Here is an 18263-nt window from a genome sequence, read left to right as displayed (position 1 = left end):
TTTTTAACTTGTTATTTTTAATCAGTTTAAAAGTATTTTATGAATTGAATTTTTTTCATAAGTATAAATTATGAATCTATATGAAGAATTTCTCACTGAATTTGCTAAATTATAGCTATGCTAGGAATGCTGTTTTTGCGAACAGAATGAAATGGAACATGGGTCGTTTCAATGTTAAATATATCACGACTTTTGGTTTGGCTTTTACAATGAATGTTGATTTACGAGTGTGGCTGTTAGGTATCGGAGCTACATATAAATGCGCCACTTTAATCGTGGCGCATAATGGGAGAATTAATAAAAAACCACTTCCCATATTTAACAAAACCCAGTTCAACAATTTGCTTTTGTTAAATAAAATACCGTCTTCTGTCGCTTACGACATCATTTTACATCGGTAATGTTTATGGAAACTGATTTTTATTTTTAGTTTCATGAAGCCAGATCCTTCTGCGCAAAATGTGAATTTTAAGTATACAGTACCTTTTTTAAATGTAAATAGGTTGTTTTCTTTAATGACCTGTTCATTTTCGAATGTAGTCATTAACGAGTTTAACTGTAGAAAGAACTACTTGCCTTTTTGTTTTGTTACAGTATAACATATCTAAAAGTCGGTAGGCTCCCAACCCTTCATCGATGTAAGACTCTCAAATATTTTTAGATAGTGATGGAAATGAATATAAAACTTAAGTTATTAGCAACAATGGTTGCTGCTGCATTAACTTCGGCTTGTGGTAGTGATACTCAACATACCCTTACACCCGTTGTAAACCCTGTAAGTGAAAGCGTAGAAGGGGGAGAAGACCATACGGACCACGAGCACACAGAGGTCAGTATTGAAGGCCGTTTAGTTGTGTCTTCACATCAGAGCAATGTGCTGTCAGTGATTGCGGCGAAAGATGGTGAGCATTTAGATAGCATAGGAATTACAGGAACGCCACAATATCTGTATGCCACTGAGCATCATCGCTATGTTATGGCCGTGCAACGGGATGCAGGCATAGTAGAGTTTGTTGATGGGGGTTTATGGCAAGAAGATCATGGTGACCATCTACACCCATATGAACAAGCACCAAGTATCGTAGAATTTGCATTACAAGGGGTTAAGCCTACTCATGTGAATGCCGGTGAACACAATAGTGTTGTTTTCTATGATGGTGACAAGGATACAAATCAAAACGCCCAAGTAATGGTATTCAATGAATCCAACATTGCCAATAACAATCGTGATTTTTCAACACTTGATTACAGCACGTATCAACATGGTGCAATGCAAACGGTCGGTGAGTATTTAATCAGTACGATTCGAGATGAGCAAAGTCTATCGACATTGCCAAATAAAATTGGTTTATTTCACGGCCACGGGGATCATTTTGATCAGGAAAAAGTATTTGATGTAGACTGCCCGAGTTTGCATGGCAGTGCACAAAGTAGTGAATTGGTTGCGTTTGCATGTGCAGACGGTGTTGTAGTTATTAACACACATGATAATGAATTCACACATGAAAAAATCATGAATTCAGAAGAGTTTGCCGAAGGTGAGCGTATCGGGATGCTACGTGGGCACCCTGAAAAAGATTTATTTATAGGCAGCAGCAGCGCAGCCGTATATGCCATTGACCCAAGTAACAATTCAGTAGAAAAAATAGCATGGCAAGCCAGTGATGATGCCCGTTTAGTTGGTGCGTACTTTAGCGCTGAAGGAGAGCATTTTGTGCTGATGGACAGTGCTGGTGTGATGAGTGTATTTGAAGGGCATCAACATGATGATGAATATCACTGGGAAAAAGCCCATAACATTACAGTCAGTAGTGCTGATACAACCCAAATGCCAGAGGAACATGGCTTTGTAATGACACTGTCTCAGTCTCAGCAAGTGGCGTATGTGAGCGACCCAATTAATCAGCACATTGTCGCAATAGATTTAGAAAATGGCGAAGTGGTGCATACTTTTGAGCTAGATATAGTACCTAACAAACTGTTATGGCTAGGTATTGCGACTGAATCAGATGATCATGGCCACTAGGCAAACGGATTAATTTGTTGTACTAAGTTTTACCCTGTGAAGTTTAGCCCGCTCTGCGGGCTTTTTTACATCAAGCAAAACAGCGTGGGTTAACCCCATAATCATACACGTAAGGTGAACTGCGATGAAATACACACAAAAGCGGATGGATCAGACTGCTATCGGCATATCAATGCTCTGTATAGCACACTGTATATTTTTACCACTATTATTGGTACTAGTACCTTCAGTAGGGTTGGGATTTCTAGCTAATGAGACTGTTCATCAATATTTGGTGTGCGGTGCACTGGTGATAAGTTTTGTCGCACTTAGTATTGGCTGCAAGCGGCATAACGCATGGCATGTATTGATTGTAGGTTTAACTGGACTGAGCTGTTTGGTGTTTGCGGTTGTATTTGGTCATGATGTGCTGGGGGAGATGATGGAGCGGGTGGTTACCTTGATCGGTTCTGGATTAATAATCGCTTGCCATATTCGTAATTATCGCTTGTGTGCAAAGGTCCCTTGTACCTAAGTTTTATTTTGTCGCAAATAATTGGCACTGGGTTTATTTTTGATTAATTTTGAATAGATGAGTGGTATCACTCCAATCACTAACTTACGTTTTAGCTTTATTAAAAGAGTCGATTATGAACTATTTAGACATAAACAAAGCAACATGGGATAAGCGAACACTGCTGCATGTTAAGTCACAGTTTTATGATGTAGACAGTTTTATACACGGGCAATCGTCGCTCAATGATATTGAAATAAATCAGTTAGGAGATGTGGAAGGTAAAGACCTTCTGCACTTACAGTGTCACTTTGGACTGGATTCATTATCTTTAGCGCGGTTAGGGGCAAATGTGACTGGCGTTGATTTGTCATCAACCGCGATTCATGAAGCAACAACTCTAAATGAACAATTAGGCCTTAATGCGACGTTTGTGTGTGATGATGTATGTCACTTTGGTGACATCAATACTCAGCAATTTGATGTTGTGTACACCTCCTATGGTGTGTTGTGCTGGTTACCAGATTTAACGCATTGGGCACGTGGTATTGTTAACGCATTAAAATGTGGTGGAGAGTTTCATTTAGTTGAGTTCCATACGTTTAATGATTTGTTGTCTGGGTATGCTTACTTTCCTAAGAGCGAGCCTGATATTGAAGAAGAAGCCACATATACTGAAAATTGTGACGGGCAAGTGTCTCAAGTGATCACCTGGCCACATTCATTGAGCAGTGTTATCACCGCGCTTATTAGTGCAGGTTTAACCATTGAGTTATTTGAAGAGCATGCATATAGTCCTTACGATTGTTTTGACGGGTTAGAGCAAGTCGCAGAAAAACGTTATCAAAAGCAGCACAAAGGGCAGCAAGTACCGCTTATTTATTCAGTTAAAGCGCTCAAACCTTAGCATTAAGCGATAGGGTTAAGGGCTTATCTATTGAGGTCCAAGTGAATACACTTGGACCAATCGACCGTTAAAAATTAAAGCGTAATGTTAACGCACAGTGGTCGCTCAGCATGTTGTTTTGAGCCATATCTTCAAAGTAATGAAATTGAGATCTTGGCTTGTCGAGGTGCTGTAATAAGGAAGACGATATAATAATATGGTCAATAGGGGCAGGGTACCTTGGATGGCATCCTTGCACACTATCAGTGGTATTAACCCATACGCTTTCGTTCACCGACTGAGTGAACCCTAAATCAGCACGCAAACGGTTGTTCGTGTTTGCTAGTCGGTGGTTGAAATCGCCTAGCAATACCAAATTAGGCTGACTTTGCTGCTGCTTGTTAAGTGTATTTATTAAAATTTTGGCCTGCTGAGCCAATATGTCACAGCTTTTCCGGTCGCTGTCTAAATAGTTATCAACAAAACAGCCACTTTTTAAATGAAAATTAATGAGTGATAGTGGTTTTCCCGCATGTTCAATATTAAGTTGTAATGCATGACGCAGCCCAAACTGAGGAGCGCTAAGCGCATCAAGGTGTGTAACGGCGTTAACCGAAATGGTTTTTTTGACTGCATACGCGACTTTTTGTTGCGTTGACGATTGTTCGCTGCCTCGGCATGTATAACTCGGAGAATCCTCCCTATTAGAGATGAAGACTTGCCAGTCAGCTGAATCAAATACTCTATGTACGGCAGCCACTGAACCGACCTCTTGTAGTGCATATATATCCGCGTCTACGCGGTTCTTGTATGCACTTAATGCCTGATAATCAGCACTGTTTCGTGCTTTGCATCCTTGATTATTTTGCGCTGCTAAGTGTTCAATATTCCACGTAGCCACCACTAAGTCGTTTGTTGTTTGTGTGCTGGTCGTAGTCGTAACTGTTTGGCAACCAAGTATGGCTGAGCTGCAAACGAGTCCTGAAAGTAGGTGCTTGAATCCCGGTGTGTTCATGTGTGTTATTCAATAATTTATGGTAAAAATATTTTGTTATATTATCACATGAAATGCAATGGGTTGCGATAGATAGCACGAAGCGGTAACACAGTGCAGGGAATACTAAATGGTCCGAGTTTAAGTAAATTGGGTATTACAAGGTTTGTTGAAAGATACGCTATGACTGCCTATTACTTAGGACGATTTATAGCGTTTAATCGCCAGTGGGAATGAGATGTTCTCACTGGCGAGAATTTAACTAACCTCCGGTTTGGATAAGGGTTTTGGAATAGAAAATGTTTTGTAAACAAACTTACGTACAATTCAAGGATGATATTTTGTTCAATATCAAGGCGCTTTTATGCAGTAATAGCGGGCTATTAAAAATGAAAGCAACGCCGAGAGTGAGAAAAATAGCTTTATTGGGCAAATTCGCTTATCCAGAGCTGAGGTTAACTAGCTACCATTTAACACAAATTTTACCAAAGTGTGCACCATTGATTTGGTGTTCAAATGCTTTACCAAGTTCTTCATATTTAAACACCTTATCAACAACTGGGCGGACGTTATTGCTTTCCAATGCTCTAACATAATCTTGTTGGTCACTCCGGCTACCCACTAGCATTCCCTGTAGTCGCGCTTGTTTAAACATGAGCACACCGATTGGCAATTCACCTGCAAATCCAGTTAATACCCCAATTAATGATATTTTACCGCCCACGGCAACGGCCTCAACCGACTGCGCAAGTGTACCTGGTCCACCGACTTCAATCACATGGTCAGCCCCTTTACCGTTAGTGATTGCTAACACTTCTTTAGCCCACTCAGGGTGTTCTTTATAATTAACCCCTGCAAATGCACCAAGCGCTTTGGCTTTTTCGATTTTTTCGTTTGATGATGAAGTTACAATGACTTTGGCACCAAACATTTTACCAATTTGCAATGCCGCAATCGACACGCCGCCTGTACCTAGAGTGACTATGGTATCGCCTGCTTTTAAATTGCCGTCTGTCACTAAAGCGCGCCATGCAGTCAAACCCGCCGTCGTTATGGTTGCTGACTCTTCATGGCTCCACCCATGTGGTGCAAGCGTAAATGCCGATGTTGCACGTGTCACATATTCTGCTGCTAGACCTTCTGCACCATCGCCTGGTGTTTGGCTAAAATTACCGACGTCGGCATTTGCCTGACCAGACTGCCATTGCGGGAAAAAAGTTGAGACCACGTTATCACCCACGCTGAACTCCGTTACCCCTTCACCAACAGCAACAACAACGCCCGCACCATCAGACAGCAACACCCGATCTTGTGCTGTTTCCATAGCGCCTGAGGCTACTAAATAATCGTGATAGTTCAACGAGCTTGCGTGGATTTTGACTTTAATTTCACCTTTTTCTGGCGCATTTGACTCAAGGTCATTTGCAACATAAATATGCTCTAAGCCGCCGGTTTTTTTGAGTTTTATAGATTGCATCATTAAAGTTTCCTACAAAAGTTGTATTTGATAAATACGGAAATTGTTATTGGTTAGAACCGACATCGTTCTAACAAGATGGCGCTCATTTTAGATAAATATTGATACTAGTGATATGTTGTGTATGTTGTATTATGTACAAGTAAATGATTGTTGTGTGCTGAGTAGCGAGTAGTGGGGAATTGATAGTATGTTAGAAAAGTTGGATGTAAGACAAATGCGGTTATTGCTACTGTTACTTGATAAAAAGAGTATCAGTAGAGTTGCAGAATCACTCAATGTGAGTCAACAAGCGGTGAGCGTACAGCTAAAAATATTGCGAGATATTTTCCAAGATACATTGTTCGTAAGGCATGGACATGGTGTAGCACCTACTCCGAAAGCAATAAAACTAGGATTGATGTTGAAAGACATTGTTAAAGCATTAGAAGATAGCGTTCAACCTGAAGAATTTAACGCCAAAAATATCAATAAAACGATTGTCATTTCAGCCACAGATTATGCGCAGCAAGTGATCACCACAGCGCTATTTAGCCATATTAGGCGAGTAGCACCCGGGATAAAACTGATCATTACAGAGTTAGAAATTGAAACTTTAACACAATCATTAACAGCGGGTGATGTTGACTTAGCCATCACGATCCCTGAGTTTTTGTCTGATAACTTGCCTTGTGAGACGCTTTTTAATGAGCAATACAAATTGGTATCGAGCGCGGATAACGCGCCAATAACCCTCGCGCACATTACCGACTTAAATCAGCATGAACACGTCATTGTGTCGCCATCACGACCCAACTTAAGAGGTTCCTCAACTGATTGGTTTAAGTGTCATCACGTGAATAGAAACATTGTTGCTTCAATACCCTCGTTTACCATGTTGTGTGAATACGTGTACAAGTCAAATGTTATCGCGTTTATTCCCAGTAGAATGTTGCCTGATAGCCGACTTAGAGAAATTAAACTCACACAATATCCGCCAGGTTTTGATGCAGTTGTTGCTTGGCACCCTAGAGTGACACATGATCCACTTTATAAATGGTTAATTACTCAGATAAAACAGATTTCAGAATGAAATAAGACCATTAAATGGTAACGTTTTAAAATTTTAACAGCTGATTTTAGTGTTGGAAGAGCACGTTTATTTCATGTTACTGCTTAGGGAAAGCGCACCTACTAAGTTGTATAGAGACAATCGCCGTGGTGTTCCGCTTAGCTCGACCCTGTCAATAACTCTGTTATTTGTATAGTTTACATGATTCACACTGACTTTATTATTCTGACTCTTAGCTAGCCCCAATATCTTTTTCTACTTTTTCACGTCCAATAAGCAACAAAGCATCGTGCACTTTTCGACGGGAACTCCGACAAGACCCCCCACTTGAGCAATCGTGGCCTATTTAGAGATGAGTGATGTACCAAGATCAGTGCGAGAATAATAAATCATTACTAAGCAGCCGCGATTGGGCTTCTTCATTTTTGAACCTATTTAAATAATGGCGGTAGTCAAAATTGACCGTTTGTGAAAAACAGTAAAATTTCGGATAGTAGGCCACATTACATTAAAGTCTAATACATCGACTGTTGGGGGTAACTTATAGTTAAGGAGGTTTCTATAAACATTCATTAAACAAAAGGAAAAGGTTATGAAAAAGTTAATTTGTGCATTAACACTGTGTAGCGCAGGATCTGCGATTGCCAATGAGTTGCCAAGTATAGAAAATTTGCAACATGATTATGAACTTCAAGAATATGTTGATTTACTAAAACATGAGATAAGGGAAAATCATGCTAATTATCAGCTTTATGTAGAGTCATTGGGTCAAAATGGTGAAATAGTGCCACTTGCACCAGCGCCAAAAATTACTTATTTGGAGATCCGCGGTGTTTATTCTGCACTGTACCGTAAATGGGATTACGTTGACCAAAACGCTTTTTCTACAAACCAGGATCATGGCGGTCAGTTTTATGCATTAACCCTTGAATATGGCTATGCTCAACCTTCGTCGCGACGCTTTCAAATCAATGGCACAACACTAAAATTAGAAACCTCGGAGCCAGTTAAAGATTCCGGCAATACGGTCATTGGGTGGATAAATTATTGGAAAAACCCTATGACAGACTTTACAAGCGGTAATGCGACTTATAACGGGACTTCGATTAACTTTCCATACAATCAGGAAAGTGATCGTTTATTTATTCGTTAATATGGCTTTTTAAAAGCGGAAAATTGAATGTGAGCAGTTAAGCGCTCGCATTCAATCCAAATTGATATACTTCTAGCTTTCGTATCAGGGAATGATAGTTTTTTACCACTTCAGAATCGCCACCAGCCTGACTTTTAACGGCGGCAAGGTTGTCTTTCATGGTGTCAATCACATTGATTTTTTCACTCTTTGCTTGTGCAAGCGTCGTTCCACCCAATTGACCATCATGCTCGATTAAACCATATTTCCCGGTCATGAAAGCATGCTCACCCATTGAAATAACCCCTTGATCATAAAGGTCTTGAGCCGCTTTAGATTGCTCTTCAAGTGTCATGTTTGTGAAGTCATGTGTTCTATCAGGGAAACTCAATGAATTAGCAGACTCTGCGTGGCTATCGCTCATCTCAGGTGCAGCATGCTTTTGCACATATTGACTTGATTGTGTGGCAGAGACTGACTGGTAATTTGTAATGCCGATAGGGTTAATCATTTCATATCCTTAAATTGACTTATCTCTATTTTAATAAGCAATAGCCGTTCCAGTTGTACACCTTTTGTTATCTAAATGTAAAATTACGTACACCATTTTAAATTGTAGTCGCATAAAAAAACTAACTATCTGATTTAATTAAATATGATAACAACACGGATAAATGGTTTACTTGAATGACTTTATGGTGGCAATAAAGGTGAGGAGGCGTTTGCCGAAAGCTTGCCCGTAGTTGAAATTTTCGGCGGTTTATTGCCGCCCGCCTCCTCTTTTAGGTTTATGTTTCAATGCATTCAAAATTGACATTGAGAGATACCTGAATTGCTGAACTTGATTATGTGTATCACCCTAACTTTAGAGGGGAAGTGTGCGTTGATTAAACTTAGAATATTGTGATTTGTAATAGAAATAGCAGACACAAAAAAGCCTGTTAAAGATTTCTCTCTAACAGGCTGTTTTATAACACTTTAAAGTGGTGGAGCTGGGGGGATTTGAACCCCCGTCCGGAAAGCGTCGACCTTCGGTCCTACATGTTTAGTATCGTCTTTTGGTTAACCTTTAAATCTCGGACGTACACGATAAGTAAAGGCGAGGCCGCTTGGTTTTAGCCCTTCAACCCCGGCCAGGGTTTCCGTAGCGATCTTGTGTTGGGTGACACTCCAGAACCAGAACCACAAGAATTTCATGGAGGAGTGCTAGCGGGCTATTAAGCCGCTAGAGAGTAGTTATCGTCGTTTGCGATTACATTAATTGCGGCTTTTTTACGAGGCCAGCCGCACCTCGACATGCACCTTAGGCTTCTGGAATCCCGTCGAATCCTAATCAGCCCCTGAATATGTTCATTCAGTGAAGAGCGCCAGTATAGCGGAAAGTAATGCTCAAGCTCAAGCTACTTTTGCCGATAACTTATTTAATATGAACTGGTTGGCGAATTTATGTGCAAGTTATTCGTAAGTCGCATTTACAATCATTCATAATTTGTAGCAATTCGTAACAGTTACTGCTTAACATTATGGGTCCATTGTGCTCAAATGGAGCTGTTGCTTTGCATGATAAGAATAAGAATTCTATGCACATACTTTGGGAAAAAGTTCATGTCGTTGTTTCGTTTTGATGAAGACTTAGGCTATGTCTATTTGTTGTCTCATCCTGTTGAGTCGGGTTTTCCGGCGAGTGCCTCTCAATTAGTTGAGTTATTGGAGCAATCTGAACATGCAGATTGTGAAATAATTCATGCTAATATAGGTAAGCTGTTTTCTGCTACAGAAATAGGCGATCAAGATTCATTAGCTGTTGCTAAAGCGATTGATGCGTCAATCGCAATTCGTGTTGACGATGCCAATATGGTGGCGGAAGCTCGGATCACGGTTGCTTGTGGTGGTAAAATGGTCTCGGTTGATAAGGCTGCGAAAGCGTTGGCAGATGCTGGTGTTAAGCGGGGTATTAATCAAGATGTGTTGGAGCAATTCTTAGGGCAACAGTTTGAACAGCCAGCAGGTATGGTGTACGAAGAAATAGTTGCCCATGGTGTGCGTGCAAAAGATGGTACCGATGCGCGTTTTGTGCGTTTGTGTATGACAGCGCAAGACAGAGTGTTGAGCCCGCAAACAAAAGACGGCGGCAAAGTAGACATGCGGGACTTAGGAGCCATTATTACAGTTAGCCCTGGCAGCCCCTTGATGAAACGCGTTCCGGCAACCCCAGGTGAAAAAGGATATACGGTATTTGGAGATGATTTGGATCCTAAGCCAGGCCGCGATTTTGAATTACAAGTTATGGAAGGCACCAAACTTCACCCTAAAGATCCCAACGTATTGATTGCTGATGCCAAAGGTGTGCCTGTTGCTGTGCCAAGAGGTATGCGTGTAGATGATGTATTGTGTTACGACTGTGTTGATGTGACCACCGGCCACGTTGAATTTGATGGCAGTGTTATTGTCAGCGGTGATGTAAAAGATGGTATGCGTGTAAAAGCGACCGGCGACATCACGGTTATCGGGTTCGTTGAGTCATCAATACTTGAAAGTGCGAGTGCCATTACCATTATGCAAGGTGCAATTGGCAGAAAGCGCAGTGAAGGGGAAGATTTCTCTTGTCATATTAAGGCTTCACGTACAGTGTCAGTTGGTTATGCTCAGTATTGCCATATCGAAACAAGTCAGGATTTATTGGTTGATCGCCAAGTATTGCACTGTGATTTAATGTCTCGGCGTTTAATCCGCATTGGTAAAGGTGAAAAACCACGCGGTAAGCTCATCGGCGGCAACGTTTTAAATGCACTTAGAATTGAAACAGGTGAATTAGGTGCGCCTTCAGGGACCCGAACACGTATTTCAATTGCCCAAAACTGGCATGAATTAAAAGAAAAACAAGAAGAGTTTAAGACGTTTGAAAAACGTTTATCAGATAAGGTTGTGGAAATAACCCGGGCTAAAATAAAGGCCAATAAATCGCCGAAAACAGCTAAAAGAGATGCATTTCTGAAAAAGTTAGAAATGAGCGAACAGCAATTGAATCAGCATTACAAGCGCAATCAGCGAAATATGCGACTAGTGCAGCAAAAATTGGCACGTCTTGTTAAAACGAGCCGGATAAAGGTCAATGAGTTGATGCATCCAGGTATTGAGCTAACTATTGCTGTTGATAGTAAGCAATTTACGCGTATTTACCCACCCAACATGGTCAAGCTCGACGAAGGGAAAATCACGCAGCACTTTAGTACTTAAAGGGTACTTAAATGTAAATTGAGTTTAAAGTCTGTTTGAAAGAAAGCGCCGATAAGGCGCTTTTTTGTTTTTGGCGCTTATAAGCGCAAAGTGATGTGGGGTTTAGATCTGTTTCTGTCAGGATAAGGAAGTGCGGGGCCTGCCTAATTGATCCACTTCGACAAGGCGATTCGTGTGATAAGGTATGTGTTTATTGGAATAATTCGCTATTGGGTGTGAAATGGACTCTGATCTGCGTCAGCGCGACGAAAGGTGAGGTTTGATGTAAAGCTAGAGTTTTGGTTTATATTTATAAACGAGTGTGTAGTGGTTTTGGTATAAACTCAGACCTGCGTTAGAGCAATATAAGGAAAGGGGCTAGCTTAAAAGTTGAGTTTTAGCTGACTATTGGTTTTTTTGTTTATATAAGAGTTTTTGTGCTGGTTTTGGCATACGTCAGAGCGATTAAAGAGAGTGATGTGGTTTAGACCTTCTGTAGTAATGAAAATTATTGGCTCAGAGAGTGATGAGTATATTGAAGTTTTTGCTGCCGAGTTTAATATAAACACTGACCTACATCACAAAGATGAACATCGGGGGTTAGTTTGGAACGGGCCTGAGCTAGTACACGTACAGGTTAATGTATGATACCGCACTTCACTGTACTGCATTCAACGTGACGTGAATATACCTGCTTGTTTATAGTCTTGATCCCTAGTGAGCGAGTGCTTATGATAGGTATATTGCTCCTTCTTTAAGTACTCAGCAAGTCACACATTGTAAAATAGGCGCGTTAGTAAATCTTCGTTTACGAGTGAGTTTTTTAAGTTACTCATTGCTAATTAGTTTATTTTTTACTTCTCCATTTCTTATTCATATTGGCCAATAATTTATTGGCGGTCATTATTTGGTCATTTTAATTTTTTAATCTAAATTTAAGGTTAAAGGTTGACACCGGTGTCATAAGCGTGGCTTAATACAGTGACACCGGTGTCAGGTTGAGGTGAGAGACAACCTGATAGCGTACCTTTGAACGGGTAAATCAAAAGAAGCTCAGTACGGTATTAAAGTGGAGTCTTTAAATCTGCTGAGCCTTTTTCCTCTAACGATAGAGACGAGTCGAATTTTATGATGTTGCATCCTCGAATTAAAGAAGTCACAGAACGTGTTATCGAACGCAGTAAAACAACGCGTCAAGCCTACCTAGCTCGCATACAACAAGCAAAAAAACAAACACGCGTACGCTCAGGCCTAGGATGTGGCAACATTGCTCATGTAATGGCTGCATGTTCTAGTTCAGATAAAGATCGTCTAAAAGTAGACGAGCAACCGAACTTGGGAATAATCAATTCATATAACGATATGTTGTCTGCCCACGTACCTTACAAAGACTACCCTGATATTATCAAAGACATAGCCCAAAAGTATGATTCTACAGCGCAAGTTGCAGGGTGTGTACCGGCGATGTGTGATGGGGTTACCCAAGGCCGCGATGGCATGGAGTTGTCATTGTTTTCTCGAGATGTGATTGCCATGTCAACCGCAGTTGCATTATCACATGACGTATTTGACGGGGTATTTTGCCTTGGCGTGTGTGACAAAATTGTCCCAGGGCTTTTAATTGGAGCATTGTCATTTGGCCACTTGCCAGTTTACTTCTTACCAGCTGGCCCAATGCAGTCGGGTATCCCAAATAAAGAAAAAGCACGCGTTCGCCAAAAGTTTGCACAAGGCTTAGTCAGCAGAGAAGAATTACTCGAAGCGGAAAGCGCCTCTTATCATAGTGCAGGTACTTGTACTTTCTACGGCACGGCAAATTCCAACCAAATGTTAATGGAAATAATGGGCCTACATTTACCGGGTAGCTCATTTATTAATCCTTACACAGAGCTTAGAGATGGCTTAACTGGTAATGCAGTTGAGCAGATGTTGGAACAGCTTATTGATGGCAAAAATGCCAATTGCTTGGCTGATGTAGTGAGTGAGAAAACTGTTATTAATGGCCTTATTGGTTTACTAGCAACTGGTGGGTCTACCAACCACGCTATTCACTTGGTTGCGATGGCTGGTGCAGCCGGTGTGCAAATTACTTGGAAAGACATGGCCGACTTATCTGAAGTTGTGCCTCTTCTTACTCGTATATACCCGAATGGATCGGCAGACGTAAATCACTTTCAAGCAGCCGGCGGTATGGGCTTTTTAATGCGTGAACTACGTGATGGTGGCTTCTTACATAACGATGTGAAAACCATTGTTGGTGAAGGGCTTGATGCTTATACACAAGAGCCAATGCTTGCCGCAGATCCGAGTTTAATTATGACAAACAGTACAGGCCCTAGCAAAGTTAAGTGGGTGCCATGTCCTGAAAATTCACTCGACGAAGATGTACTGCGCCCTGTAAGCAATCCATTCAGTCCACAAGGTGGTTTACAACTACTGACAGGTAATATTGGTAAAGCGGTAATTAAAGTATCAGCAGTAGATGAAAAGCATCAAACAGTGACTGCGCCAGCGAAGGTGTTCAGTTCACAAGCTGCATTACAACAAGCATATGCAGATGGCGAGTTAAACCAAGATTTTATCGCCGTGATAAAAGAGCAAGGTCCGAAAGCAAAGGGCATGCCTGAACTTCATAAATTAACGCCGGTGATGGCAACATTGCAAGATCAAGGCTACAAGGTTGCGATAGTGACTGATGGTCGAATGTCAGGTGCATCAGGTAAAGTGCCTGCAGCCATTCACTTAGCACCTGAAGCGGTTGAAGGCGGTATTATTGCTAAAATTCATGAGGGTGATTTGGTGACGTTAAATGCCCCTGAAGGCGAGCTATTTGTACATGTGTCAGACGAAGAGCTCTCAGCACGAGAGTTGCAATTGAGTGAACCAGAAGCAACATTTGGTACTGGTAGAGAGTTATTCACTGGCTTTAGAAACATTGTTAGCAGTGCAGACCTAGGCGCAAGTGCCTTTGGTCTAGATCAATAATAAACGCATTGGGTATGAGGACTAACATGAGTATTGAACAGATTTTATCATCGGCACCAGTCGTGCCTGTAGTGGTTATTGACAATTTAGAAGATGCCGCGCCACTTGCACAAGCTTTGTATAACGGTGGCTTAAAAGCACTCGAAGTAACATTGCGCACACCAGTTGCAGCGCAAGCAGTAAAAATTATGAAAGAGACGGTCCCAGAAGCCTACGTTGGCACTGGTACAGTGGTAGATAAAGCATCATTTGAAGCATCAGTGGCAGCGGGTGCAGACTTTATGGTGAGCCCAGGCGTAAATGATGAGCTACTCGCATTAGCCAAAGCCAGTGATATTCCTTTTTTACCAGGAGCCGCGACACCAAGTGAAGTCATGCAATTAGCTTCTCATGGATTTAAATTTTTGAAATTCTTCCCAGCAGAAGCAGCTGGCGGTGTGCCAATGCTTAAATCAATAGGTGGCCCGCTACCTCAGGTCACTTTTTGCCCAACAGGTGGGATTTCATTAGACAGTGCGCCGAAGTACTTGGCGTTGAAGAACGTAATTTGTGTTGGTGGTACATGGATGCTTGATAAGCAGCTTATCGCTAACAAAGACTGGCAAGCCATTGAAGCGCTTGCAAAACAAGCAAGTGAAGTTAAATAATCAAGGGGAATCTCAGTTATGATCAACATCGCAATTAATGGCTATGGCCGTATCGGTCGCAATGTTTTACGAGCGCTTTATGAGTCTGGCCAGAACGAACAAATAAAAATTGTTGCTATTAATGACTTAGCACCAGCGAATGTTAATGCGCATCTGACGCAATTTGACTCTGTACATGGGCGCTTTAATCAGCAAGTGACGCTTGCAGATAACACGCTCATTATTGGTAATGATGAAATAGCCCTAACGCAAGAGCGAGATCCAGAGAACTTGCCTTGGAAATCGCTGAATGTCGATATTGTATTAGAGTGCACGGGTATTTTCACTTCACGCGAGACTGCATCAAAGCACATTGAAGCAGGTGCTAAAAAAGTGATCGTATCAGCACCTGGTACTGACTTAGATGCAACCGTTGTTCACGGTGTAAACAGTGACGTATTATCAGCTTCAAGCACCATTATTTCAAATGCTTCATGTACGACTAACTGTTTAGCTCCTGTTGCAAAAGCATTGAATGATGCTATTGGTATTGAACAAGGTAGTATGACGACTATTCATGCATTTACGAATGACCAAAACTTATGTGATGTATATCACAAAGATTTGTACCGAGCGCGCAGTGCGACTCAGTCAATGATCCCTACTAAAACAGGGGCAGCTAAGGCCGTAGGTTTAGTATTGCCAGAGCTTGCAGGTAAACTTGATGGCATGGCGGTTCGAGTACCGACAGTGAATGTATCCTTGGTCGATTTAACGTTTATTGCTAAGCGTGATACCACTACAGAAGAAGTGAATCAAGTCGTGAAAGCTGCAGCTGAGGGCGCGATGGCTGGAATTCTCGAATATAACGAATTACCCCTTGTATCAATTGATTTTAACCATAACCCTGCGTCATCAGTATTTGATGCGTCACAAACTAAAGCCGATGGTAAATTGGTTAAAGTGATGGCTTGGTATGATAACGAATGGGGTTTTTCAAACCGCATGATTGATCAAGTTAAAGCATTAGGTCAGTTCCTATAACGCATTATAACTAAAGTTACTTGTCAAAAGGCCGCTATTCAGCGGCCTTTTTATTTTTCTACACAGATTACTTGTTAGTCATTAAATTATTGTCATGATTAATGATATTATTGAAACTTTTCAATAATACGTGTGGCGTATGTTGCTACTTTTGGTCACTAATTTTAAAGAGAACGAATATGTCGGTGTTGAGATTATGGCTGTTGTTAATATGTGCTGTGTTGGCCGGGTGTAAAAGCACAGGAGAACAAAGCATAAGCGCTGCGCAAAAAAACCAGAGGTATATGAGTGTTATCGATACCTTTCGAAACAACCCGGAGCGAGTGAGCTACAACGCTATTTGGCGAGCTTATTTAGCGTCATCTTTCGTGCGCGATGTGGTCCAAAAAGATGAAGAATATAAGCAGATTTTAATTGATATTGCGCAACATAATGTGCGTTGTACAGATATAAATTGGTTTGAATTGACACGAGCGAACTTCTGGTCTGTGAAACCACATTTATCTGCTCAATCGTGCTTTGAATCGTATGGTGATCTAGCACAGGCTCGGTATCATGCATCGGCTGTGGCTTTGATTGAATCAGGAATACAGGCTAGCGGCAATGGCAATGAATACTATTCGGCATATGAAGTGATGACTTGGGCTGATGCCTTTGACATGATGGAACGGTCTGATCATGAAATCATTGATATCTACCTGCAACTGGCGCATGCAAAACAGGCTATTTACTTAATATATGTGGTAAATGATCCGGCTACGGGACTACAAAAAGAAATTTACTTTGAAAACAATCAGTTTATTCACAGTGTACTGGGTGTGCAGTACCCATTTGGTGTTATTTCAAATTTACTTGAAACACAAGTTATAGACCCATTAATAACCAAAGATACTGGTGCGAGGCTGGCTAAGGCACAATTGTTAACGCATCGACAAGAGTGGGAAGCCGCTGTTGCTTTGTATAACCGCGCTACGCAAGATAATAGTCCTATTGCTTATTATAAACTCGGCGTATTGTGTTTAAATAAGGTACCAGTCAATGATTTAAATACGCAGTGTGAATCATACTTCACCCACAGCGCAGACATGGGGTATTTGGACGCCAATATCGCTTTGGCATTAATGTACGAACAAGGGATTGGGGTAGAGCCGAATATAACTCGGGCGAATGAGTATATGACGGATGCTGAGCAGGGGTTATCTCTTGGGGATGGACGGTTAAAATATGCTTGGTTATACAAAAAAGTGGCGGATGCCAATGCGTTAGAAGAGCAGACTAAATATATAGAAATGGCTGCGAGTGAAGGCTCATTAAAAGCTAAGTACTATATTCAGCTACATGCCTTACAGGAAGTTAAAGAGGATGAACTTGTTAATACATTATCTGGTTTTTCACTCTTAGCTGAGCAAGGCTTAACAGGAGCTCAGTCAACCTATGCAGAGCTATTGCTAAGAGCGAATAAAAAGGGAAGTGATGGCTGGCTAAAGGCAAAAAAATGGATTGATGAGGCCGCACAAAAACGCCACCCACATGGAGATTATCTGAAAGGGCTAGCGCTAAAATTTGGCTATTTTGACACACCAGATAAAATGGCAGCGTATTTAGCTTTTCGACGTTCGGCATTAAATTATTCAGCACGGGCTCAATTGGAACTTGGACGCAGTTATCAGTTTGGCGAAGTGGTGAGTGCAGACCAAGACCTTGCTATTTCATGGTATTTATTGTGTGCAAATAAAGGTAATAAACAATGTTTAAATAAAGCAGGCCAGTACTTTAGACGCGGGCTTGCTGTTGAGCAAAGCGATGTAATCGCACGATCTTACTTTGAGTTGGCAGCAGAACTAGGATACACACCCAGCATGACACATTTAGCGCAAATGTATATTTTTGGTGATGGGGGTGAGCAAAACCTTGAACAAGCGAGGGTGTTATATAATAAAGCGTGCGATAAAGGCTATAGCAAGGCGTGTGTTGAGTTGGGGTTACTTCATCGTGATGGCGATAACTTGAAAAGAGACAGTGCTTTAGCAAGTAAACTATTTAATATTGCTTGTGATAACAATTATATGACCGGCTGTCATTTTTTAGCTGAAGCTTATCGCGATGGTCATGGTGTTAGTCAAGATTTGAAACGTGCCGTGGCGATGTTTGTGAAAGTATGCAAATCAAATAAAGAGAGCCGCTCATGTCGCAATTTGGCTGAGATGTACGAGTTAGGTCATGGGGTTGAAAAAAGCGAAGCATTTTCTCAGTATTACCGTAAAGCAGCATGCCAACATAGCACTGTTGGTTCATGTACGCTTGAGCATAATACGCACTAGCCATAGTGATAA

14 protein-coding genes and 1 other RNA gene are annotated in these 18263 nt (G+C 41.3%); 11 read left to right on the top strand and 4 right to left on the bottom strand.

Features of this window, described 5'->3' with window-relative positions; genetic code table 11:
• Positions 1 to 673: 673 nt before the first annotated feature.
• The 3 genes from J8L98_RS12600 (at position 674) to J8L98_RS12590 (ending at position 3426) form a co-directional block, all read left to right on the top strand.
• Positions 674 to 2026, top strand: a complete 1353-nt coding sequence (locus J8L98_RS12600) for a hypothetical protein (RefSeq protein WP_210996705.1) — start codon at positions 674 to 676, stop codon at positions 2024 to 2026.
• Between the two features lie 124 nt (positions 2027 to 2150).
• On the top strand, positions 2151 to 2540 hold the full coding sequence (locus J8L98_RS12595) for a MerC domain-containing protein (protein WP_210996704.1): 390 nt from the start codon (positions 2151 to 2153) through the stop codon (positions 2538 to 2540).
• Between the two features lie 115 nt (positions 2541 to 2655).
• Positions 2656 to 3426 carry a class I SAM-dependent methyltransferase gene (locus J8L98_RS12590; RefSeq protein ID WP_210996703.1) on the top strand — a complete coding sequence of 257 codons (771 nt, stop codon included), beginning with the start codon at positions 2656 to 2658 and terminating at the stop codon, positions 3424 to 3426.
• 67 nt (positions 3427 to 3493) lie between these two features.
• On the opposite strand, the gene J8L98_RS12585 is transcribed toward J8L98_RS12590, so the two are convergent.
• Positions 3494 to 4420 carry an endonuclease/exonuclease/phosphatase family protein gene (locus tag J8L98_RS12585; RefSeq protein ID WP_210996702.1) on the bottom strand — a complete coding sequence of 309 codons (927 nt, stop codon included), beginning with the start codon at positions 4418 to 4420 and terminating at the stop codon, positions 3494 to 3496.
• Between the two features lie 442 nt (positions 4421 to 4862).
• Positions 4863 to 5879, bottom strand: a complete 1017-nt coding sequence (locus tag J8L98_RS12580; RefSeq protein ID WP_247682545.1) for an NAD(P)-dependent alcohol dehydrogenase — start codon at positions 5877 to 5879, stop codon at positions 4863 to 4865.
• Positions 5880 to 6066: 187 nt separating this feature from the next.
• On the opposite strand from J8L98_RS12580, the gene J8L98_RS12575 reads away from it, so the two are divergent.
• Both J8L98_RS12575 and J8L98_RS12570 read left to right on the top strand, forming a co-directional pair.
• Positions 6067 to 6948: a LysR family transcriptional regulator gene (locus J8L98_RS12575; RefSeq protein WP_210996701.1), complete on the top strand. Its 882-nt coding sequence runs from the start codon at positions 6067 to 6069 to the stop codon at positions 6946 to 6948.
• A 571-nt stretch (positions 6949 to 7519) separates the two neighbouring features.
• On the top strand, positions 7520 to 8080 hold the full coding sequence (locus J8L98_RS12570) for a DUF4879 domain-containing protein (RefSeq protein ID WP_210996700.1): 561 nt from the start codon (positions 7520 to 7522) through the stop codon (positions 8078 to 8080).
• A gap of 37 nt (positions 8081 to 8117) precedes the next feature.
• Here J8L98_RS12570 and J8L98_RS12565 read toward each other — a convergent pair whose 3' ends face one another.
• Both J8L98_RS12565 and ssrA read right to left on the bottom strand, forming a co-directional pair.
• Entirely contained in the window at positions 8118 to 8570 is a 453-nt protein-coding gene (locus J8L98_RS12565; RefSeq protein WP_210996699.1) for a hypothetical protein, read from the bottom strand.
• Between the two features lie 473 nt (positions 8571 to 9043).
• Positions 9044 to 9400, bottom strand: a transfer-messenger RNA (tmRNA) gene (gene ssrA / locus J8L98_RS12560).
• A 264-nt stretch (positions 9401 to 9664) separates the two neighbouring features.
• Between ssrA and J8L98_RS12555 the strand changes: the two genes are divergently transcribed.
• The 6 genes from J8L98_RS12555 to J8L98_RS12530 all read left to right on the top strand — a co-directional run bounded on the left by J8L98_RS12555 (position 9665) and on the right by J8L98_RS12530 (position 18251).
• Positions 9665 to 11296, top strand: coding sequence for a FapA family protein (locus tag J8L98_RS12555; RefSeq protein WP_210996698.1), 1632 nt, complete (start codon positions 9665 to 9667; stop codon positions 11294 to 11296).
• A gap of 456 nt (positions 11297 to 11752) precedes the next feature.
• On the top strand, positions 11753 to 11923 hold the full coding sequence (locus tag J8L98_RS12550; RefSeq protein ID WP_210996697.1) for a hypothetical protein: 171 nt from the start codon (positions 11753 to 11755) through the stop codon (positions 11921 to 11923).
• A 483-nt stretch (positions 11924 to 12406) separates the two neighbouring features.
• A complete protein-coding gene (gene edd, locus J8L98_RS12545; protein ID WP_210996766.1) occupies positions 12407 to 14260 on the top strand; it encodes a phosphogluconate dehydratase in 1854 nt (617 codons plus the stop codon).
• A gap of 26 nt (positions 14261 to 14286) precedes the next feature.
• The gene (gene eda, locus J8L98_RS12540; RefSeq protein ID WP_210996696.1) at positions 14287 to 14907 is read left to right on the top strand and encodes a bifunctional 4-hydroxy-2-oxoglutarate aldolase/2-dehydro-3-deoxy-phosphogluconate aldolase; all 621 of its coding nucleotides are present in this window, start codon (positions 14287 to 14289) and stop codon (positions 14905 to 14907) included.
• An 18-nt stretch (positions 14908 to 14925) separates the two neighbouring features.
• Entirely contained in the window at positions 14926 to 15930 is a 1005-nt protein-coding gene (gap, locus tag J8L98_RS12535) for a type I glyceraldehyde-3-phosphate dehydrogenase (protein WP_192508010.1), read from the top strand.
• Positions 15931 to 16109: 179 nt separating this feature from the next.
• Positions 16110 to 18251 carry an SEL1-like repeat protein gene (locus J8L98_RS12530; protein ID WP_210996695.1) on the top strand — a complete coding sequence of 714 codons (2142 nt, stop codon included), beginning with the start codon at positions 16110 to 16112 and terminating at the stop codon, positions 18249 to 18251.
• Positions 18252 to 18263: the final 12 nt, after the last annotated feature.

The sequence above is a fragment of the Pseudoalteromonas sp. MMG013 genome (assembly GCF_018100885.1).
GTDB classification, from domain to species: Bacteria; Pseudomonadota; Gammaproteobacteria; order Enterobacterales; family Alteromonadaceae; genus Pseudoalteromonas; species Pseudoalteromonas aurantia.
This window is presented reverse-complemented; position numbering and strand designations above follow the sequence as displayed.